This window comes from Cognatundibacterium curvum (genome assembly GCF_014284235.1).
GTDB lineage: Bacteria > Pseudomonadota > Gammaproteobacteria > Burkholderiales > Burkholderiaceae_D > Undibacterium > Undibacterium curvum.
In genome coordinates this window covers 147,935-168,823 of the sequence record NZ_JACOGD010000003.1, presented here as the reverse complement: position 1 = coordinate 168,823, position 20,889 = coordinate 147,935, and the positions used below count along the sequence as shown (strand labels likewise).

General features: G+C 50.5%; 20 protein-coding genes and 1 tRNA gene. All 21 read right to left on the bottom strand.

Annotation, left to right across the window (positions count from 1 at the left end; genetic code table 11):
* Positions 1-16: 16 nt before the first annotated feature.
* The 21 genes from nuoL to H8K43_RS06825 all read right to left on the bottom strand — a co-directional run bounded on the left by nuoL (position 17) and on the right by H8K43_RS06825 (position 20,813).
* Complete coding sequence (gene nuoL / locus H8K43_RS06925) at positions 17-2,068, bottom strand: NADH-quinone oxidoreductase subunit L (RefSeq protein ID WP_186903157.1); 2,052 nt, start codon at positions 2,066-2,068, stop codon at positions 17-19.
* Positions 2,069-2,146: 78 nt separating this feature from the next.
* On the bottom strand, positions 2,147-2,455 hold the full coding sequence (gene nuoK / locus H8K43_RS06920) for an NADH-quinone oxidoreductase subunit NuoK (protein WP_162020083.1): 309 nt from the start codon (positions 2,453-2,455) through the stop codon (positions 2,147-2,149).
* Between the two features lie 2 nt (positions 2,456-2,457).
* Entirely contained in the window at positions 2,458-3,090 is a 633-nt protein-coding gene (locus H8K43_RS06915; protein WP_186903156.1) for an NADH-quinone oxidoreductase subunit J, read from the bottom strand.
* A gap of 16 nt (positions 3,091-3,106) precedes the next feature.
* A complete protein-coding gene (gene nuoI, locus H8K43_RS06910) occupies positions 3,107-3,595 on the bottom strand; it encodes an NADH-quinone oxidoreductase subunit NuoI (RefSeq protein ID WP_162020081.1) in 489 nt (162 codons plus the stop codon).
* A 12-nt stretch (positions 3,596-3,607) separates the two neighbouring features.
* A complete protein-coding gene (nuoH, locus tag H8K43_RS06905) occupies positions 3,608-4,672 on the bottom strand; it encodes an NADH-quinone oxidoreductase subunit NuoH (protein WP_186903155.1) in 1,065 nt (354 codons plus the stop codon).
* Entirely contained in the window at positions 4,672-6,987 is a 2,316-nt protein-coding gene (gene nuoG / locus H8K43_RS06900) for an NADH-quinone oxidoreductase subunit NuoG (RefSeq protein WP_186903154.1), read from the bottom strand. The genes nuoH and nuoG overlap by 1 nt, the downstream gene beginning before the upstream one ends.
* A 32-nt stretch (positions 6,988-7,019) precedes the next feature.
* The gene (nuoF, locus tag H8K43_RS06895; RefSeq protein ID WP_162020078.1) at positions 7,020-8,315 is read right to left on the bottom strand and encodes an NADH-quinone oxidoreductase subunit NuoF; all 1,296 of its coding nucleotides are present in this window, start codon (positions 8,313-8,315) and stop codon (positions 7,020-7,022) included.
* Positions 8,315-8,803, bottom strand: coding sequence for an NADH-quinone oxidoreductase subunit NuoE (nuoE, locus tag H8K43_RS06890; RefSeq protein WP_162020077.1), 489 nt, complete (start codon positions 8,801-8,803; stop codon positions 8,315-8,317). The genes nuoF and nuoE overlap by 1 nt, the downstream gene beginning before the upstream one ends.
* Before the next feature lie 34 nt (positions 8,804-8,837).
* Positions 8,838-10,091 (bottom strand): NADH-quinone oxidoreductase subunit D, encoded by a 1,254-nt coding sequence (locus H8K43_RS06885; protein ID WP_186903153.1) that lies wholly within the window; start codon positions 10,089-10,091, stop codon positions 8,838-8,840.
* Complete coding sequence (locus tag H8K43_RS06880; RefSeq protein WP_186903152.1) at positions 10,091-10,687, bottom strand: NADH-quinone oxidoreductase subunit C; 597 nt, start codon at positions 10,685-10,687, stop codon at positions 10,091-10,093. Before H8K43_RS06880 ends, H8K43_RS06885 begins: the two co-directional genes overlap by 1 nt.
* 29 nt (positions 10,688-10,716) lie before the next feature.
* Positions 10,717-11,193, bottom strand: a complete 477-nt coding sequence (locus H8K43_RS06875) for a NuoB/complex I 20 kDa subunit family protein (RefSeq protein WP_162020074.1) — start codon at positions 11,191-11,193, stop codon at positions 10,717-10,719.
* 6 nt (positions 11,194-11,199) lie between these two features.
* Entirely contained in the window at positions 11,200-11,559 is a 360-nt protein-coding gene (locus H8K43_RS06870) for an NADH-quinone oxidoreductase subunit A (RefSeq protein WP_162020073.1), read from the bottom strand.
* A 112-nt stretch (positions 11,560-11,671) separates the two neighbouring features.
* Positions 11,672-11,756: transfer RNA gene (locus tag H8K43_RS06865), tRNA-Leu, on the bottom strand.
* Positions 11,757-11,947: 191 nt separating this feature from the next.
* On the bottom strand, positions 11,948-12,307 hold the full coding sequence (secG, locus tag H8K43_RS06860; protein ID WP_186903151.1) for a preprotein translocase subunit SecG: 360 nt from the start codon (positions 12,305-12,307) through the stop codon (positions 11,948-11,950).
* Positions 12,308-12,346: 39 nt separating this feature from the next.
* A complete protein-coding gene (gene tpiA, locus H8K43_RS06855) occupies positions 12,347-13,099 on the bottom strand; it encodes a triose-phosphate isomerase (protein ID WP_186903150.1) in 753 nt (250 codons plus the stop codon).
* 118 nt (positions 13,100-13,217) lie between these two features.
* Positions 13,218-14,198: an NAD(P)H-quinone oxidoreductase gene (locus H8K43_RS06850; protein ID WP_186903370.1), complete on the bottom strand. Its 981-nt coding sequence runs from the start codon at positions 14,196-14,198 to the stop codon at positions 13,218-13,220.
* 189 nt (positions 14,199-14,387) lie between these two features.
* Complete coding sequence (gene pnp / locus H8K43_RS06845) at positions 14,388-16,526, bottom strand: polyribonucleotide nucleotidyltransferase (protein ID WP_186903149.1); 2,139 nt, start codon at positions 16,524-16,526, stop codon at positions 14,388-14,390.
* 246 nt (positions 16,527-16,772) lie between these two features.
* Positions 16,773-17,042: a 30S ribosomal protein S15 gene (gene rpsO / locus H8K43_RS06840; protein WP_186880054.1), complete on the bottom strand. Its 270-nt coding sequence runs from the start codon at positions 17,040-17,042 to the stop codon at positions 16,773-16,775.
* Positions 17,043-17,169: 127 nt separating this feature from the next.
* Positions 17,170-18,708, bottom strand: a complete 1,539-nt coding sequence (locus tag H8K43_RS06835; RefSeq protein ID WP_186903148.1) for a 2-isopropylmalate synthase — start codon at positions 18,706-18,708, stop codon at positions 17,170-17,172.
* Positions 18,709-19,059: 351 nt separating this feature from the next.
* Positions 19,060-19,917, bottom strand: coding sequence for a CDP-diacylglycerol--serine O-phosphatidyltransferase (gene pssA, locus H8K43_RS06830; protein WP_186903147.1), 858 nt, complete (start codon positions 19,915-19,917; stop codon positions 19,060-19,062).
* A 161-nt stretch (positions 19,918-20,078) separates the two neighbouring features.
* Complete coding sequence (locus tag H8K43_RS06825) at positions 20,079-20,813, bottom strand: SIMPL domain-containing protein (RefSeq protein WP_186903146.1); 735 nt, start codon at positions 20,811-20,813, stop codon at positions 20,079-20,081.
* Positions 20,814-20,889 lie beyond the last annotated feature (76 nt).

Below are 20,889 nucleotides of genomic sequence, written 5' to 3'. Positions count from 1 at the left end.
TTATCGCTGAGGTCACTTATTTAGCAAAAGGGAAAGGCATGAAATAGACGAGGAATGCCAGTACGCCCAAAATCATTACAAAAGCATAGTGATAGATATAACCACTCTGGAACAAACGGATGACGCGGGAAGACCAGCCAACAATTTTGGCACTTCCATTGACCACCAGACCGTCGATCAAACCTTTGTCACCGATGTTCCACAGGCCGCCACCCAATAAGCGTGCACCACCTGCAAATACGATCTCATTGAAGCGATCCATGTAGTATTTATTGTCCAGCAGCGTGTAGATTGCGCTTGCATTTTTCTTGATCGCCGTTGGAATCGCTGGTTTTACCATGTAGAAGAAATACGACAAGGCTACACCTGCAATCGCCAGCCACAGTGGCAAGGAGGTCAGTGCATGCACGGCCATTGCTACCGGGCCATGGAACTCGTGCTTCAGTTCAGCCATTGCGTGATGTGCTTCATTGACGAAAATCACGTTATTGAAGAAGCTGCCGAACAACATAGGTTCGATTGCGATGAAACCGATAGCGACCGAAGGAATAGCCAGCGCAACCAATGGGAACCAGACCACGAACGGGGATTCATGCGGTTTCTGACCCGGAGCCAGTCCATGGTGATGATCGCCGTGATCATCATGCGCATCGTGGGCATCATGGCCATGGTGATCATGCGCATGTCCAAAGTTTTCTTTACCGTGGAAGACCAGGAAATACATACGGAAAGAATAGAAGGCAGTCACGAATACACCAGCCAGTGTCGCAAACTGGGCAAAGCCAGCGCCTGCAAGATGCGAAGCCTGCACTGCTTCAATAATACTGTCTTTAGAGTAGAAACCGGAGAAGAACGGGGTACCGATCAGCGCCAGGGAACCCAGTAAGGAGGTGATCCAGGTGATAGGCATGTATTTACGCAGACCACCCATGTTACGGATGTCCTGATCATGATGCATACCGATAATCACAGAACCTGCACCTAAGAACAGCAAGGCTTTAAAGAATGCATGCGTCATCAGATGGAAAACCGCAACCGAGTAAGCAGAAGCACCCAGGGCGACTGTCATATAACCCAGCTGGGACAGCGTAGAGTAAGCGACAACGCGTTTGATATCGTTCTGGATAATCCCCAGGAAACCCATAAACAAGGCGGTAATCGAACCGATAACCAGAATAAAGGATAAGGCGGTATCGGACAATTCAAACAGCGGAGACATACGGGATACCATGAAGATACCTGCGGTCACCATGGTTGCCGCGTGAATCAGCGCGGAAATCGGGGTCGGGCCTTCCATGGAGTCAGGCAACCAGACGTGCAGCGGGAACTGAGCAGATTTACCCATCGCACCGATAAACAGGCAGATACAGGCAACGGTAATCAGCATCCAGTCTGTGCCTGGCAACAATACTGTCGCGAGTTCTTCTTTCTTAGCGAAGACTTCTGCGTAATTCATCGAACCTGAGTAAGCAAGCAGCAAGCCTATACCGAGTATGAAGCCAAAGTCACCGACACGGTTAACCAGGAAAGCCTTCATGTTCGCGTAGATCGCTGTTGGCTTGGTATACCAGAAGCCGATCAGCAGGTAAGACACCAGACCCACAGCTTCCCAGCCAAAGAACAATTGCAGGAAGTTGTTACTCATCACCAGCATCAGCATGGAGAAAGTGAACAGGGAAATATACGAGAAGAAGCGGTTATAGCCTTCATCTTCCTGCATATAACCGATGGTATAGATATGCACCATGAGCGACACGAAGGTCACCACGCACATCATCATGGCCGTCAGATTATCGACCAGGAAACCGACTTCCAGCTTCAGACCAGCGACTTCCATCCACTGATATAAAGTCGCGTTGTAGACCGGTGCACCATCCAGCAGTGAACTAAGCGTCATACACGATAGGATGAACGCGACCAGAACGCCAAGGATAGTCGCCGTGTGTGAGACTTTACGCCCAACGACGTTACCGAAAAACTTGGTGCCCAGCAAACCTGCAATGGCAGATCCTGCCAATGGAGCCAGAGGTACAGCCAATAATAGTTGTGGGTTAAGTTGCCCCGCCATGATGACCCTTTGTTAGCTTATTACTTTTTTAAATCGCCAGCGAATGATGGGTCGTTATCCAGTAACGACCCGCCATCATTATCCCTTTAATGCGTCCAGATCTTCGACATTGATCGTATCCAGATTACGGAACAGTACGACCAAGATAGCCAGACCTATCGCCGATTCTGCCGCTGCTACCGTCAGAATGAAGAAGACGAAAATCTGACCCGCTGCATCACCCAGGTAATGGGAGAATGCAATAAAGTTGATATTCACTGCCAACAGCATCAGCTCAATCGCCATCAGCAAGACGATGATATTTTTACGATTCAGAAAAATACCGACGATAGAAATTGCGAACAGTATCGCGCCCAGGATTAGGTAGTGTGTCAGAGACAAACCCATGATCAGTTCTCCTTAGTCGCGGTGGATGCGTCAGCCACACGCTCAGATTCAGCTTTCATCTTAACGATGCGTACACGGTCAGATGCTTTCACTTTGACGGCTTGTGCAGGATCGACATATTTGCTGTCTTTGCGCTTGCGCAGTGTCAGTGCGACCGCAGCAACGATAGCCAGCAACAGAATCGCAGCAGCAACTTCAAAGGCAAACGGATACTGGGTGAAAATAATAACACCCAAATTCTTAGTGTTACCGATGGTCTCTGCAGCAGCCGGTACGTGGTTAACCGGACGCAGGAAACCCTTCCACAATACTGCAGACATCTCCAGCACGATCACGATACCAACGGTCGCCGCCAGCGGGAAATGGCTCCAGAATCCGGCGCGCAGTTTGTCGATATTAATATCGAGCATCATCACGACGAACAGAAACAGCACCATGACCGCACCGACATACACCAGCACCAGTACGATAGCCAGGAACTCAGCTTTCAACAGCATCCAGATACCAGCTGCTGTGAAAAAAGACAGCACCAGGAACAGCGCTGCGTGAACCGGATTTCTGGCAGTGATCACCTGCGTGGCTGCCAGCACCAGAATCGCTGAAAAAACATAAAATAAAGCAGTGGTAAATTCCATATCGAATTCTATCCAATTAGCGGTAAGCAGCGTCAGCAGCACGGGCTGCGGCGATTTCGTTTTCGTAACGATCACCTACAGCAAGCAGCATTTCTTTGGTGAAGTACAGGTCGCCACGTTTTTCACCGTGATATTCCAGCACATGCGTTTCAACAATCGAATCCACCGGGCAGGACTCTTCGCAGAATCCGCAGAAAATACATTTGGTCAGATCGATATCGTAACGTGTGGTACGACGGCTACCGTCTTCACGCTGGTCGGATTCAATGGTGATCGCCATTGCAGGACAAACTGCTTCACACAATTTACAGGCGATACAACGCTCTTCACCATTTGGATAACGACGCAGCGCATGCAGGCCACGGAAACGTGGCGACTGTGGCGTTTTTTCCTCAGGAAATTGGACAGTAATTTTGCGAGCGAACATATAGCGACCGGTCAGTGCCAGCCCCTTAATCAGTTCGCGCAGCATCAGGCTGCCAAAAAAATCTTTAATTGCTTCCATTTTTCTAGCCTCTTACTTCCAAATATTCCAGGAGGTTTGCATCCAAGCTGCAACGATTACCAAGTACACCAGGGTCAGCGGAATGAATACTTTCCAACCCAGACGCATAATCTGGTCATAGCGATAGCGTGGGAAAGATGCACGTGCCCAGATAAACAGGGAAACCACAAAGAAAGTTTTAATTCCAAGCCAGATCCAGCCAGGGATGAAGTCCAGGAAAGCCAATGGTGCCGACCAGCCGCCGAGGAACATCAGGGATGCCATCGCGGAGATCAGGATCATGTTAGCGTATTCAGCCAGGAAGAACATCGCAAACGACATACCGGAGTATTCAACCATGTGACCGGCAACGATTTCAGACTCACCCTCAACCACGTCAAACGGATGACGGTTAGTTTCAGCAATACCGGAAATCACATACACGACAAACATAGGCAGCAATGGCAACCAGTTCCAGGAGAACAGATTGAAACCATGGCTCGCAGCAAAACCCTTAGTCTGCGCATTAACGATATCGGTCAGATTCAGACTGCCGGATACCATCAGTACGATCACCAGCACGAAACCCATTGCGATTTCATAGGACACCATCTGTGCCGAAGCACGCATGGCACCAAGGAAGGCATACTTGGAGTTAGAAGCCCAGCCTGCGATGATGATGCCGTACACTTCCATAGAAGTGATCGCCATGATCAGCAACAGACCTGCATTCACATTCGCCAGCACAGTTTCCGGACCAAATGGAACCACTGACCAGGCTGCCAGCGCAGGCATGATGGTCATGACTGGCGCCAGGATAAACAAGACTTTATTTGCTTTAGCCGGAACAACGATTTCCTTCAGCAAGAGCTTCAGTGCGTCAGCAATCGGCTGCAACAAACCGGCAGGACCAACACGATTCGGGCCAAGGCGGATATGCATCCAGCCTATCATCTTACGTTCCCACAAAGTCAGGTAGGCAACGCAACCCATGACAGGCAAAGTAATGCAAACGATCTTGATTAAGGTCCAGACGAAAGTCCAGTAATAGCCAAATACACTCTGACCCATATTTTGCAAAGTGAGCAGCAAATCCATTACGCACGCTCCACGTTAATTTCGCCAAACATACCATCCAGATTTGCGGTCAACACATTGGCTGCTGCAACACGAACGACATTCGCCGGCAGCGCAGCATCGATACGTGTATTCAACAATACCGAACCACCCTTAGTGAATTTCAACAAATCACCATCCTGCGCACCCAGCTGTGCAGCCAGCGCAGCGCTGATCGACGCCAGCGGTGCACGTGCATCTGCAGTCTGTTGCAGCGCTTCAGCACGGCGCACGATACCGTCAGTGTTATAAATACCCACGTCAGCGATACGTTCCAGCGCGACGTTTGCAGTTTGCGCTACAACTGGTGCAACTGCGGCGACATCAGCACGGTTATTGAGGATAGTAGCAAGGTCTTTACCTGCCAGCACGCTGTCACGTACTGCTTCAGAAGTCTCGAAATCAAAATCAGGCAGGCTCAGCAAATTGCCAAGTACGCGCAAGACTTTCCATGCCGGACGGGTATCACCCAAAGGACGAACCACACCGTGGAAGCTTTGTGCACGACCTTCGCAACTGACGAAAGTACCGGCTGTTTCTGTGTATGGCGATACTGGCAGCAAGACGTCGGCGTATTCAGCACCGTGTTTAAACGGCGACATGACCACTACCATATCAGCCTGAGCCAGTGCAGCCTGTGCCTGTACCGGATTAGCACTGTCCAGGAGTGGCTCAGCGTGCAATACGATGTAGGCTTTCTTAGGCGCCGCGAAAACTGCTTGTGCAGACTTTTGCGGATAGGCGTTTGCGAGGTAGCCACCGACTGTGTTTGCTGCTTCAGTCAGATAACCAAAATCAGCCTGAGTCTGTTCAGCGATCCACTGTGCCAGCGCGTGCAACTGTGCGGACTGTGGATGTGCAACTGCTGCGTTACCGAGGAAAACACCAGCCTTGCCCGCGATCAGGCTGGCGGCGATATTTTCTGCAGTGCTGTCAGCTACAAACTGTTCGAAACCAGCTGGTGCAGCCACTTCTTTTTTAGCGGCGACAGCTACTGCTACTTTGGCCAGTTCTGCCAGCCATGCGGAAGGTGCAGCAACGACTTTATTTGCCAGCCTGATCAGCAGGTCATCGTCCGTTGCATTCAACACGCTCAGCTTCGCACCCAACTTGACGGACTGACGCAGACGCGCAGCCAGCAAAGGATGGTCTTTACGCAGGAAAGAGCCGATGACGAATACATTTTTCAGCTGCGCGAATTGCGCAATGCTTGTACCCAGCCAAGGTTTAACTGTGCTGTTCAATGCAAAATCAGTCTGACGCAGACGGAAATCGATATTGTCAGAACCCAGACCACGCACGATGCGTTGTGCCAGACTCATTTCTTCCAGCGTCGCGTAAGGTGCAACGACAGCTGCTATCGAATCAGCACCATGTTCATGCTTGACATTACGCAGGCCATGCGCGACGTATTCCAGCGCGGTTTGCCAGTCTGTTTCCTGCCATTGACCGCCTTGCTTGATCATAGGCTTGGTCAGACGCTCAGCGCTGTTCACGCCTTCATAAGAGTAGCGGTCTTTATCGGAAATCCAGCACTCGTTGATCTCTTCGTTTTCGAGAGGAACAACGCGCATTACCTTGTGATTCTTCACCTGAACGATCAGGTTGGAGCCCAGGCCATCATGTGCACTCACCGATTTACGACGGGACAATTCCCAGGTACGTGCGGAGTAGCGGAATGGCTTAGAAGTCAGTGCACCAACCGGGCACAGATCAATCATATTGCCGGACAATTCAGAGTCAACTGTCTTACCGACGAAGGAAGTGATCTCGGAGTGTTCGCCGCGATTGAGCATACCCAGCTCCATCACACCGGCTATTTCCTGACCGAAACGGACGCAACGCGTGCAATGTATGCAGCGGCTCATTTCTTCCATCGATACCAGCGGACCTACATCCTTGTGGAATACCACACGCTTTTCTTCTTCATAGCGTGAAGTCGTGCCACCGTAACCAACTGCCAGATCCTGCAACTGACATTCACCGCCCTGATCGCAGATAGGGCAATCCAGCGGATGGTTAATCAACAGGAATTCCATCACCGCTTTTTGAGCTTTCACCGCTTTATCGCTGTGGGAACGCACAATCATGCCCGGCGTGACCGGGGTCGCGCAGGCAGGCAAAGGCTTAGGTGCTTTTTCAACCTCAACCAGACACATGCGGCAGTTTGCCGCAATAGATAATTTTTTGTGATAGCAAAAATGAGGAATGTAAGTGCCAAGCTTATTGGCAGCATCCATCACCATACTACCTTCTTGGACTTCGACTTTTTTGCCGTCTATTTCGATTTCAACCATGGTCTACTCTAAGTGTGCTAACCGAAGCTGGCTTACAGGTAAGTGGGAACCAAGCAATGCTTATGCTCGATGTGATATTCAAATTCTTCGCGGAAGTTCTTCACGAATGCACGTACCGGCATTGCTGCAGCGTCGCCCAGTGCGCAAATCGTTTTACCTTGAATATTGTCGGCGATGGAATTGAGCATATCCAGATCTTCCGGACGGCCCTGACCATGTTCGATGCGATGTACCATGCGATACAACCAGCCTGTGCCTTCACGGCAAGGAGTACATTGACCGCAAGACTCTTCAAAGTAGAAGTAAGACAGACGCAGCAGGGATTTGACCATGCAACGTGTTTCATCCATCACGATGACCGCGCCGGAACCCAGCATGGAGCCCGCTTTAGCGATGGAGTCATAATCCATGTCAGTCGCCATCATCACATCACCGGTCAATACTGGCATCGAGGAACCACCAGGGATAACCGCTTTAATCTTCTTACCATCGCGCATGCCACCAGCTAATTCCAGCAGCGTCGCAAACGGGGTACCGAGCGGCACTTCATAGTTGCCTGGCTTCGCCACGTCACCCGACATGGAGAAAATCTTAGTACCGCCATTGTTAGGCTTACCTAATGCCGCATAGGCTTCACCACCCATGGCCAGCACGAAAGGCACGGCTGCAAAGGTTTCGGTGTTATTGATCGTAGTCGGCTTGCCGTACAGACCAAAACTGGCCGGGAATGGCGGTTTAAAGCGAGGCTGACCTTTTTTACCTTCCAGCGATTCCAGCAAAGCCGTTTCTTCGCCGCAGATGTAAGCGCCATAACCATGGAAAGCATGCAGCTGGAAAGAAAACTCGGAACCGGCGATGTTATTACCTAACATGCCAGCTGCACGGGCTTCTTCAATCGCTTCTTCGAAACGATCGTAATCTGCGAAAATTTCACCGTGGATGTAGTTGTAGCCGACGGTGATACCCATCGCGTACGCACCGATGGCCATACCCTCGATCAGGGCATGCGGATTATAGCGAATGATATCGCGGTCTTTAAATGTACCAGGCTCACCCTCATCTGTATTACAGACCAGGTATTTCTGACCAGGGAACTGGCGTGGCATGAAACTCCACTTCAGGCCAGTCGGGAAACCTGCACCACCACGACCACGCAGCGATGACGCTTTAAGCTCAGCGATAACCTGTTCAGGCGGGATTTTTTCGGAAAGGATGCGCTTCAGGGATTGATAACCACCCCGTGCGACATAGTCTTCGAGATGCCAGTTTTTTCCATCCAAACCAGCCAGAATCAAAGGCTTAATATGGCGACTATGCAGACTCGTCATTATTTACCTGCCTCTTTCAATTCATTAACCAGATGGTCGATTTTGTCGTTCGACATGAAGCTGCACATACGCTTGTTATTCACAAGCATAACCGGTGCATCGCCGCAAGCGCCCATGCACTCACCTTCAACCAGCGTAAACTGTCCGTCAGCACTGGTCTCTTTGTAATCGAGACCCAGTTTTTGCTTCAGGTGATGCGCTGCGCGCTCACCGCCAGACAAGGCGCAAGGAAGATTGGTACACACAGAAATCTTGAACTTGCCAACCGGTTTCGTGTTGTACATGTTGTAGAAGGTGGCCACTTCCTGAACGGCGACAGCTGGCATACCAATGTAGTCTGCCAGGGTCTGCATCACTTCAGGGGAAACCCATCCCGTTTCGTCTTGAGCAATAGCCAATGCCGCCATCACAGCGGATTGACGCTGGTCAGCCGGGAACTTTGCCAGTTCACGATCAATTTTTTTAAATGCCTGCTCTGATAACACCATAGCCCATGCCTCGAATCAACGTCAACCAACGTCTTTATCTATCAATCTCACCAAACACAATATCCTGAGTACCAATAATGGTCACCGCATCAGCAATCATGTGTCCCTTCGCCATTTCATCCAGACCTTGCAAATGCGCATAGCCAGGAGCACGGATCTTCAACCGGTAAGGCTTATTCGCACCATCAGACATCAGATAAATACCGAACTCACCTTTTGGATGCTCAACTGCTGCATACGCTTCGCCAGCAGGAACATGGAAGCCTTCAGTGAACAATTTGAAGTGATGGATCAGTTCTTCCATATTCGACTTCATGTTCACACGTGCAGGCGGAGCCACTTTATGATTATTGGTGATCACAGGACCTGGATTATTACGCAGCCATTCCACGCATTGCTTGATGATGCGGTTAGACTGACGCATTTCTTCGACGCGCACCAGATAGCGGTCATAGCAGTCACCATTGACGCCGACAGCAATATCAAAATCAAGCAGGTCGTAAACTTCGTACGGTTGCTTCTTACGCAGATCCCATTCAATACCGGAACCGCGCAACATCGCACCTGTGAAACCCATAGCCAGTGCACGCTCAGGCGACACCACACCGACGCCAACCAGACGCTGCTTCCAGATGCGGTTATCAGTCAGCAGAGTTTCGTATTCGTCGACGTAACCAGGGAAACGGTTAGTGAAGTCTTCAATAAAGTCCAGTAACGAGCCTTGACGGTTCTCGTTCATCTGACGCATTGCTTTTTCGTTTTTCAACGCAGAGGTCGTGAACTGAGGCATCTGATCCGGCAGATCACGATACACACCACCAGGGCGGTAGTAAGCCGCATGCAAACGTGCACCGGATACCGCTTCGTAGCAATCCATCAAATCTTCACGTTCACGGAAAGCGTACAGGAACACCGCCATCGCACCCACGTCCAGCGCATGCGCGCCTATCCACAACAGATGATTCAGCAAACGCGTAATTTCATCGAACATGACGCGGATGTACTGCGCACGCAAAGGCACTTCCAGGCCCAGCATTTTTTCTATCGCCATCACATAGGCATGCTCGTTACACATCATGGATACGTAATCGAGGCGATCCATGTAAGGTACGGACTGCAGGAAGGTTTTTTGTTCAGCTAACTTTTCTGTCGCGCGATGCAGCAAACCGATGTGCGGATCAGCACGCTGGATTACTTCACCATCCAACTCCAGCACCAGACGCAACACACCGTGCGCAGCAGGATGCTGAGGACCAAAGTTCAGGGTGTAATTCTTAATTTCAGCCATTATTTCATCCCGTAATTTTCTTCACGAATAATACGTGGTGTATTTTCGCGGGGTTCAATGGTGACAGGCTGATAGACCACGCGCTTTTGTTCAGCGTCATAGCGCATCTCAACATATCCGGAAACAGGGAAATCTTTACGGAACGGATGACCGATAAATCCATAATCAGTCAGAATGCGGCGCAAATCATTGTGGCCATCAAACAAAATACCGTACAAATCGAAAGCTTCACGCTCATACCAGTTAGCCGCGTTCCACACATCAATCAGTGAAGCAACTACTGGCATCTCGTCATCCGTAGCGAACACACGCACACGCAAGCGCCAGTTATGCTTCACAGACAGCAAATGGGATACGACTGCATAACGCAGCCCATCCCAAGCACCGTCACCGTAGGTGGAATAATCAACACCACACAGGTCAATCAACTCTTCAAAATGCGTATCTGCGTGATCACGCAGATCACGCATTACCTGCAGATAGTCTGCAGCCGCAACAACGATAGTCAACTCACCCAGCGCATTTTTCGACTGAACGATGCGCTCACCCAAGACAGCCTGTACAGCAGCCTCAAGTTTCTCTAATTTGGTTGTCATAATTTACGAATGCCTCAGCAACCTATCGCTCAACGCGCGATAGTATTGGTACGTTTGATCTTATTCTGCAACTGGATGATGCCGTACATCAGCGCCTCAGCAGTCGGTGGGCAGCCCGGAACATAAATATCAACAGGCACGATACGATCACAACCACGCACAACTGAGTACGAATAGTGATAATAACCACCACCGTTAGCGCAGGAACCCATAGAGATTACCCAGCGCGGCTCAGCCATCTGATCATAAACTTTGCGCAGCGCAGGCGCCATTTTATTGCACAGCGTACCAGCAACAATCATGACGTCAGACTGACGTGGCGACGGACGAAACACCACACCAAAGCGATCCAGGTCATACCTGGAAGCGCCAGCATGCATCATCTCAACCGCGCAGCAAGCCAGACCAAAAGTCATCGGCCACATAGACCCGGTACGAGTCCAGTTAATCAGCTTATCGGCAGTCGTCGTAACGAAGCCTTCATTCAACACACCATCAATTGCCATAATCCATCACTCCCAATCCAGAGCGCCTTTTTTCCAGATGTACCAGAATCCAACTGCAAATTCCAAGACAAAACCCAGCATGATCAGGAAACCTGGCCAGCCCAGATCACGCATTGCCACTCCCCACGGGAAGAAGAACGCAGTCTCAAGATCAAACAGAATAAAAAGAATAGCAATCAGGTAGTAGCGCACATCAAACTTCATGCGCGCATCTTCGAATGCCTCGAAGCCGCACTCATAGGCGGATGTTTTTTGGGAATCTGGCTTATAAGGAGCAAGAATGCGACCCAATAATTGCGGCAACACACCAACACCGATGCCAACCAGAATAAATAGAAGAACTGGGAAATAATTTTCGAGGTTCACGTTAGGCTACCTGTAATTGAACGCCATATGAAGCGAATTGCATTTTGAAAGAGACTTCAAACCCACAACCACTTCCTCGACAAAGCCAGGAAAGAAAATCTGACTTTTTGCTTGGTGCCGACGACGAGACTCGAACTCGTACAGCTTGCGCCACTACCCCCTCAAGATAGCGTGTCTACCAATTTCACCACGTCGGCCTAAGCCCAGCATTCTACTACTTCCACACCCATTGTTCAACGCACAAAGGGCATAAAATCAAAGTTTTTTTGCTGAGCAACAAATTAAATACACAGCAGAGTCAACTCAAACTATGGAGGCCAAACATTCAGGTATCTTCAACACCCAAAACTAAGTCCCACTACAGCCAGGCCACTCTGCCCTGCACAACTTATTTTGGGATTTGATTCGATTGCGTATCAGCAGGCGCAGAGGCTGGCACAGCGGATACTGCCGCACTGGCCGGCGCAGCCGACGCAGGCAAATTATCCATCACACCACCACTAACTTTAGCTTTGCCACCCACTACCGCCAATGCCAGCGTCGCAGAAAAGAAAATTGCAGCAGCGATACCCGTCGAACGGGACAGGAAATTGGAAGAACCAGTCGCGCCAAACAAACTACCCGAAGCACCGGAACCGAAAGAAGCACCCATATCAGCACCTTTACCGTGCTGCAGCAGCACCAGACCGATAATAGCCAACGCCGAAACCACTTGCACCACAACGATCAACGTAAAAAAAGTTTGCATTCAAAACACCCAAGAAAGATTAAATATCCAAATTCGCAATTACTTCACTGCACCGACAATAGCGAGGAAATCCGCCGATTTCAGCGCTGCACCACCAATCAAGCCGCCATCAATATCTGCCATTGAAAGCAACTCAGCCGCATTATCCGGCTTCATACTGCCACCATACAAAATTTGCACAGACACACCCAACTCCTGGTCTTTTGCAGCAATCTGCTGACGCAGGAAAGCATGCACATCCTGCGCCATTTGGGGTGTCGCGGTTTTGCCAGTACCAATTGCCCACACTGGCTCATACGCAACCACAATATTGCGCAACTGCTCAACCGTCAGCAAAGCCAGCACCGCATCAAGCTGCGCCCCCACCACCTGATTCGTCTGGCCACCCTCACGCTGCTCCAGCGTTTCGCCCACGCAAACCACGGGCTTCAAGCCCGCCTCAACGGCGCGCAACGCCTTCTGCGCGACCAGTTGATCCGATTCCGCATGATATGCACGGCGCTCTGAGTGTCCGACGATCACGTAACGACAACCACAATCCAGCAACATCGCAGCAGACACTTCACCTGTGTACGCACCCTGTGCATGCACAGACAGATCCTGCGCACCCCAGGCGACTGGCGAAGCAGCCAGCACATCAGCGCATTGCGCCAGATAAGGAGCAGGCGCACAAACCAGCACATCTGCCGACGAGGAAGCTGGCAAACCAGCTACGATTTCAGTAAGTAAGGAGCGGTTAGCAGCAAAGCTGCCATTCATTTTCCAGTTACCAGCTATAAGAGTGCGTCGCATAGTCAGTTTCAATGTAAATAACCGTCTATTGTATCCCGCGGAACAAGTGTGGTCAAACCACAAGCCCTGCACTATCCAACAAGTTTCAAGCTTAAATAAAACACCAACACAGGCAAATTCAATCAAGCTGCAAAACTATCTTACCAATATGCTGCCCGGACTCCATCAATGCATGTGCCTGGGCTGCCGCCTGCAAAGGGAGTACCGTATGAATCACGGGCTGAATTTGCCTTTTTTCCAGCAACGGCCAGACCTTTTCTTTGAGTTGTGCAGTGATGTCACGCTTAAACTGCACGGAACGCGGCCTCAGCGTGGACCCAGTGATTGTCAACCTTCTGCGCAATACCTGCCCCAGATCGATTTGCGCCTTAGCTCCACCCAGCAATGCAATGATCGCTATCCGCCCGTCATCCGCCAGACATTGCATTTCACGCGGCAGATAATCACCGGCCACCATATCTAACACCACGTCCACACCCCGGTTAGCGGTCAGCTCACGCACTACCTGCACAAAGTCCTCGGTTTTGTAGTTAATGCAGCGCTCCGCACCCAGCACCTCAACTGCACGGCATTTTTCATCCGAACCGGCAGTCGCAAAGACCCGGTTACCCATTGCGCGCGCCAGTTGTACCGCCGCCACACCTATACCGGATGCCCCACCCTGCACCAGCAAACTCTCTCCAGGCAGCAGACGCGCACGGTCAAAGACATTACTCCAGACAGTAAAGTAAGTTTCCGGCAGCGATGCCGCTTCCAGCATAGACAATCCTTGTGGCACAGGCAGACACTGCGCCAGCGGCGCGACGCAATATTCAGCATAGCCCCCACCCTGCACCAGAGCGCACACCGCATCACCAATACGCAATTCACTGCCAGTCATATCACCAGCCACAATCTCGCCAGCCACTTCCAGGCCTGGCAAATCAGAAGCACCAGGCGGCACCGGATAAAGCCCCATACGCTGCAGCACATCAGGGCGGTTCACACCTGCCGCGCTAACCCGTATCAATATCTCACCCGGGCCCGGCACAGGCATGTCGCGCTCACAAAGTTGCAACACCTCCGGACCACCAAAACCACGCATCTCTATCGCACGCATCATGTACCTCCAACTATTTCACATACCAATTCAACACACAGGTGGCTGAGCAGCGCTATGACTGCATGTCACGCATCCTGCATCAGCTTATCATTCCACCTTGCCCAAAAATTTTTGTAAGCCCCAATAAAAAACGCCCGCAATGATACGGGCGTTTTCCACAATCTCAGCTAACGCCGATGATTACTATTACTGTTGTTGCTGTTGTTGCTGCTGAACATCAGCACCTTCAGCCACCGCTGCTTTCATCGACAGCTTAAAGCGGCCGCGGTCATCTGTTTCCAGCACTTTTACGCGCACTTGCTGACCTTCTTTCAGGTAGTCAGCGACTGCATTCACGCGCTCATTTGCGATCTGGCTGATGTGCAGCAAGCCATCTTTACCTGGCATGATCTGAACGATGGCACCGAAGTCCAGCAATTTCAACACTGTACCTTCATAGACCTTGCCTACTTCAACTTCAGCAGTCAGCTCTTCAATGCGGCGTTTAGCTTCCTGGCCTGCAGCAGCATCTACAGAAGCGATAGTGACCACACCTTCATCACTGATGTCGATCTGCGTACCAGTTTCTTCAGTCAAGGCGCGGATCACTGCACCACCCTTACCGATGACGTCACGGATTTTTTCAGGATTGATCTTGATAGTGATCAGACGCGGCGCAAAGTCAGACAATTCTGTCTTACCGGTTGGCACAGCTTCCTGCATCTTACCCAGGATATGGATACGGCCTTCCTTAGCCTGAGCCAAAGCGACCTGCATGATTTCCTTGGTGATGCCCTGGATTTTGATATCCATCTGCAAGGCAGTGATACCGGCAGCAGTACCTGCCACTTTAAAGTCCATATCACCCAGATGATCTTCATCGCCCAGAATGTCTGTCAAGACCGCAAATTTATTGCCTTCTTTGATCAGGCCCATCGCGATACCGGCGACGTGGGCTTTCATAGGCACACCCGCATCCATCAGTGCCAGACAGCCACCGCATACCGACGCCATGGAGGAAGAACCATTGGACTCTGTAATTTCAGACACCAGACGTACGGAGTAGCTGAAATCTTCAGGATCAGGCAATGCAGCCTGCAATGCGCGCTTAGCCAGACGGCCATGGCCGATTTCACGGCGCTTAGGCGTACCAACACGGCCAGTTTCGCCAGTTGCGAATGGAGGCATGTTGTAATGCAGCATGAAGCGGTCAGAGTATTCGCCCATCAAAGCATCAATCTTTTGTTCGTCACGTGCAGTACCCAGCGTCGCAATCACCAGCGCCTGTGTTTCACCACGTGTGAACAAAGCAGTACCATGGGTACGTGGCAATACGCCAGTACTGATGCTGATAGGACGCACAGTGCGGGTATCACGGCCATCGATACGTGGCTCACCTTCCAGGATCTGGGAACGTACAATTTTTGCTTCCAGATCAAACAAGATATTGCCAACTTCAGCGGAATCCGGCGCATCCACACTGGCAGCAGCAGTCTGCTCTGCCAACGCAGCAGCAACAGCAGCACTTGCAGATTTCAGCTGCTCAGTACGTGCTTGCTTTTCTTTAGTCTGATACGCAGCGCGCAACAGTGGCTCAGCAACTGCAGTCACCGCAGCGATCAGCGCCTCATTTTTAGCTGCCGGCGCCCACTGCACTTCAGGCTTACCAGCATCACGTACCAGCTCATGTATCGCATCGATCACGACTTTCATTTGTTCGTGGCCATACACAACCGCGCCCAGCATGACTTCTTCCGACAATTGCTGCGCTTCGGATTCCACCATCAGCACAGCTGCTTCGGTACCGGCAACAACCAGATCCATCTCGGAAGTCTTCAACTGAGTCGCAGTTGGATTCAAAACGTATTGACCATTTGTATAGCCTACACGCGCTGCGCCCAGAGGACCGTTAAAAGGAATACCGGACAGGCTGATCGCAGCAGAAGCGCCGATCATCGCAGCGATATCAGGGTCGATTTCAGGATTCACGGACAGTACATGCACGATCACCTGAACTTCATTCAGGTAACCCTCAGGGAACAACGGACGAATCGGACGATCGATCAAACGGGATGTCAGTGTTTCTTTTTCAGAAGGGCGGCCTTCACGTTTGAAGAAACCACCTGGAATACGGCCAGCTGCGTAGCTTTTTTCCATGTAATCAACGGTCAATGGGAAGAAATCCTGACCTGGCTTTGCATCTTTTTTAGCAACGACGGTTGCCAGCACAACGGTATCTTCGATAGAAACCATCACAGCGCCGGATGCCTGGCGCGCAATTTCACCGGTTTCCAGGGTGACTTGATGTTGGCCGTATTGGAAGGTTTTAGTAACTTTATTAAACACAATGTGTCCTTTCTATTTTGCCGACAGATTTTCAGGCGCTGTCGTTCACCTCACCACAAGCAGCCTTGAGGGCCACCTTTTTTGCATCAGCACACACAAATCCCGTGTGCAGCAGAGCAAATCTGTATAGCTTTGACCTGCGCAGACCTACAGGTACCACAGAATCAAAACCACAAAAACAAAAAGCCTGCGACATCATCTGACGCAGGCTTTTTGCTACAATTTTTTTGCCAGAAACAGCAACAATTACTTACGCAGACCGAGTTTTTCGATCAGAGCGCGGTAACGGTTCAGGTCTTTACCTTTCAGGTAAGACAGCAGGCTTTTACGACGGTTAACCATCATGATCAGACCGCGACGGGAATGGTGATCTTTACCGTGTGCTTTGAAGTGGGAGTTCAGATCGTTGATACGAGCTGTCAACAAAGCAACTTGAACTTCTGGAGAGCCAGTGTCGTTCTGACCACGTGCGTTATCCGCAACGATGGCGGCTTTCTGGGATTTAACGATAGACATAATTTTCCTTTACATGCGATAGCAAAAGTGAGTCAGAGACAACCTCCGCTATCGTGAATAAATACCCGCCGGAATGACGGGACCCGCAACTATAACATAAATGCGAATAATTGAACAAGCACAAGCATCAGACCTGAGGGTTCAGCTTTTCTGTTTTCGATTGCAGCTTATTCAGTGCTGACAAATAAGCTTTTGCCGAAGCCACCACGATATCCGGATCAGCACCGACACCATTAACGATACGTCCCGACTTGGACAGGCGCATCGTCACCTCGCCCTGCGACTGCGTACCAGTCGTGATCGCATTCACCGAGAACAGCAGCAATTCAGCTCCGCTTGCGACTTTAGACTCAATCGCATTGACTATCGCATCCACCGGGCCATTACCGTTCGCCTCGCAACTGATTTCACTGCCTTCACGCGAAAAGACTACCTTGGCAAGCGGTAGTTCACCGGTTTCTGAACGCTGAGCCAGTGAGACAAAATGGAAGGCCTCATTATCATTCGCATGCTCTTCGTCCGAGACCAGCGCCAGAATATCTTCATCGAAAATCTCTGATTTACGGTCCGCCAATTCCTTGAAGCGCGCAAACGCTGCATTGACTTCCGCTTCAGATTCCAGCTCTATACCCAATTCTTCCAGCCGTTGTTTGAACGCATTGCGACCAGACAGCTTGCCCAATACAATTTTATTAGCGCTCCAGCCCACGTCTTCGGCACGCATAATTTCATAAGTATCGCGCGCTTTCAAAATACCGTCCTGATGGATACCCGATGCATGTGCAAATGCATTGGCACCCACCACGGCCTTATTCGGCTGCACGGCAAAACCTGTAATCTGCGACACCAGCTTAGAAGCCGATACGATCTGGCTTGCATCGATACCCAAATCGAGATTGAAATAATCTTTACGGGTGCGTACCGCCATCACAATTTCTTCGAGAGCGGTATTGCCAGCGCGCTCACCCAGACCATTGATCGTACACTCCACCTGGCGCGCTCCGCCTATCATCACACCTGCCAGGGAATTGGCGACCGCCATGCCAAGATCGTTATGACAGTGCACAGACCAGATGGCTTTATCGGAATTTGGTATGCGTTCACGCAAAGACTTCAGCATATTGCCGTACAACTCAGGCACGCCGTAACCAACCGTGTCAGCAAAGTTAATCGTGGTCGCACCTTCTTTAATGACCGCTTCAATCACACGGCACAGAAAATCCATTTCGGAACGACTGCCGTCTTCAGGACTGAACTCCACATCATCGGTAAATTGACGTGCATAGCGCACCGCCTGTATCGCCTGCTCCAGCACCTGATCGGGAGACATACGCAGCTTCTTTTCCATGTGCAGCGGAGAGGTTGCGATGAAAGTATGGATACGCTTGCGCTGGGCCGCCTGCAAAGCCTCGGCTGCACGTGCAATATCGCGATCATTCGCGCGCGACAGTGAGCAGATCGTGGAATCTTTAATCGTTGCGGAAATCGCTTTGATCGCTTCGAAGTCACCAGGAGAAGCTGCTGCAAAACCAGCTTCGATCACATCTACCTTCAGTCGCTCCAGCTGTTTCGCGATGCGGATTTTTTCATCCTTAGTCATCGAAGCTCCCGGTGATTGCTCACCGTCGCGCAAAGTTGTATCGAATATGATCAGTTTGTCAGCCATGTTACTCTCCAGTAGCGAATAATTTGAATAAGAAAAATGCAGATTTTGCCTATTGTCCGGCCTGCCCTTGCAGGATATGCACGAGCGGGGCAATACACGGATTGTGGGTAGGGGGGATTTAGCGCGTTACCGCACTAGTAGAAATGCCAATAGCGATAGCAGACGGGTCGCGCCTGCTAAAGTGAAAACTGCAAAGGATGAAGAAGAAAAGTTCATGCCTCAGACTATAAGCGCGAATGCGGAAAAGTGCAAGAATTTATAGCAGCAAAAAACCAAATTAAATCCAGACAAAAAAGAAAAAAGCCACAGTGTATTTCGCTCACTGTGGCTCTATTCGAAAAACCCGGAATTTTATTTTTCGTCCGCGTGTTCTGCTTTGGTTTGAATCAGACTAACAGGACGACCGCGGCGCCAGCGCCACAACAATACGATGTAGCCGGACAAGCCATAAAACACAAATAGTCCGAACAACACTTTAGGCGGATCACTGACGACAATCACGTACACCAGCAATATCAGCAGCGGCGCCATAAAGGGTACCGTTTTGCGCAGATTCACTTCTTTAAAACTGTAAAACGGCACATTCGTCACCATCGTCAATCCGGCAAACAAAGCAATCGCCCATGCGTACCAGCGTAAGTCAGCACCAGTAAATTGCAGATCATTCATCAGCAATACAAAACCCGCCACCAATGCTGCCGCAGCCGGACTCGGCAAACCCTGGAAATAACGCTTATCAACCACGGCGATATTGGTATTAAAACGTGCCAGTCTGAGCGCAGCGCCAGCACAGTAGACAAAGGCTGCCAGCCAGCCGAGCTTACCCATGCCACGCAAGGCCCATTCATACACCACCAGTGCGGGCGCCGCCCCGAAAGACAGCATGTCTGACAAGCTGTCATATTGCGCACCAAACTCACTCTGGGTATTGGTCAGCCGCGCCACGCGGCCATCCAGACCATCCAATACCATGGCGATAAAAATCGCGACGGCAGCCTGATGGAATTGCTGATCCATCGCCATCACGATGGCATAAAATCCGCAAAACAAAGCGGCGGTAGTAAATGCATTGGGCAGCAGATAAATACCACGCGAACGCTCACGCACGGCTGGTGGTGGCAGTCCATCGTTTCTCTGCTGTGATTTGCGCGCACCTTTAGGGAAAAGTTTAAAACTGCCTTTTGGTTTGCGTCGCGGTGAAGATGACATGCGTTTTTGCCTGAAAAAATATGCCCGAACCAGAGCTGACTGCCTGAGCAATCCACTCTGACCGGGCGATAGATGAAAGTTCGGGCAAGTATAACCCTGATTCCTACACAGGAAAACCCATGCTGTTGCCGGCACTGGATCTTTGTACCGGCAGGCCCCGCTTACTTCAGGCGAACCTTGCCATTGACGCGTATTGACAGCGAGCTTGAACCAGGCTCGAAACTAGGCTCCGCCACCGCATCTGCCATACGGGCACCCTTCAACATCATAGGCGCTGCTGCCATTTGTACCTGGGGCATTTCCAATGCTGCGCCATCGAAATCCACAGCTTCAATTTGCACATCCTGCAATTTGCGACCCATCGCATTGACCACCATGGCTAATTTGTCAGAAAAATTTTTGTATCCAGCCTGGATGCGCTCTTCTTCCAGTTTAGCTGCCGCCTGTGGCGACAAACCAAAATGGATGCCATTCAGACTCATAACTTTTTGCGCTGATGCCACGGTAGATGGCAACTGCTTCAAATTGATCGTTTTGACTTCCAGATACTGACCTACGCGCCAGCCTGTGATCTGGCGTTTTTTAGGCTGAGCACCGGCGACTTGCACTTCATCAGAATAGACTGGATACGTATAATAATTACGCGTCATCAGCTCTGCCTGAGGATCTTCTTTTTTGATCAGATCGGTGCCGGATTTCATTTTCTGATTCAGGCGCGACGCGGCCTGCGCTTTATCTTTATCCTGTTCTTCCAGGTAAAAACTCAGATTCGCCTGATCGTTGTCGACTTTAATTTCAGCACTGCCACCTACTGTTAATACCGTACCGGCCAGACTTTGTGCATAGACAGGAATTGCAAAGCTCATTGCAGCAGCAAGCAAGATCATTTTTTTCATCGTATTCTCCGAAAATGTAGTTAATACCAGGATCTGTTAAGCTCAGACATGATTCAGAAATCAAAGTTGCATCATC

Bases quoted from the DNA above. Each gene is read 5' to 3' on its own strand.
- tpiA (WP_186903150.1), bottom strand. From the start codon at position 13,099: ATGCGACGCACTCTTATAGCTGGTAACTGGAAAATGAATGGCAGCTTT.
- nuoL (WP_186903157.1), bottom strand. From the start codon at position 2,068: ATGGCGGGGCAACTTAACCCACAACTATTATTGGCTGTACCTCTGGCT.
- nuoH (WP_186903155.1), bottom strand. From the start codon at position 4,672: ATGGATTTGCTGCTCACTTTGCAAAATATGGGTCAGAGTGTATTTGGC.
- H8K43_RS06915 (WP_186903156.1), bottom strand. From the start codon at position 3,090: ATGGAATTTACCACTGCTTTATTTTATGTTTTTTCAGCGATTCTGGTG.
- rpsO (WP_186880054.1), bottom strand. From the start codon at position 17,042: ATGTCTATCGTTAAATCCCAGAAAGCCGCCATCGTTGCGGATAACGCA.
- pssA (WP_186903147.1), bottom strand. From the start codon at position 19,917: ATGTCATCTTCACCGCGACGCAAACCAAAAGGCAGTTTTAAACTTTTC.
- H8K43_RS06850 (WP_186903370.1), bottom strand. From the start codon at position 14,198: ATGCGTGCGATAGAGATGCGTGGTTTTGGTGGTCCGGAGGTGTTGCAA.
- H8K43_RS06880 (WP_186903152.1), bottom strand. From the start codon at position 10,687: ATGACAACCAAATTAGAGAAACTTGAGGCTGCTGTACAGGCTGTCTTG.
- nuoK (WP_162020083.1), bottom strand. From the start codon at position 2,455: ATGGGTTTGTCTCTGACACACTACCTAATCCTGGGCGCGATACTGTTC.
- secG (WP_186903151.1), bottom strand. From the start codon at position 12,307: ATGCAAACTTTTTTTACGTTGATCGTTGTGGTGCAAGTGGTTTCGGCG.
- H8K43_RS06885 (WP_186903153.1), bottom strand. From the start codon at position 10,091: ATGGCTGAAATTAAGAATTACACCCTGAACTTTGGTCCTCAGCATCCT.
- nuoG (WP_186903154.1), bottom strand. From the start codon at position 6,987: ATGGTTGAAATCGAAATAGACGGCAAAAAAGTCGAAGTCCAAGAAGGT.
- nuoF (WP_162020078.1), bottom strand. From the start codon at position 8,315: ATGACGAGTCTGCATAGTCGCCATATTAAGCCTTTGATTCTGGCTGGT.
- nuoE (WP_162020077.1), bottom strand. From the start codon at position 8,803: ATGGTGTTATCAGAGCAGGCATTTAAAAAAATTGATCGTGAACTGGCA.
- H8K43_RS06825 (WP_186903146.1), bottom strand. From the start codon at position 20,813: ATGAAAAAAATGATCTTGCTTGCTGCTGCAATGAGCTTTGCAATTCCT.
- nuoI (WP_162020081.1), bottom strand. From the start codon at position 3,595: ATGGAAGCAATTAAAGATTTTTTTGGCAGCCTGATGCTGCGCGAACTG.
- H8K43_RS06875 (WP_162020074.1), bottom strand. From the start codon at position 11,193: ATGGCAATTGATGGTGTGTTGAATGAAGGCTTCGTTACGACGACTGCC.
- H8K43_RS06835 (WP_186903148.1), bottom strand. From the start codon at position 18,708: ATGGCTGACAAACTGATCATATTCGATACAACTTTGCGCGACGGTGAG.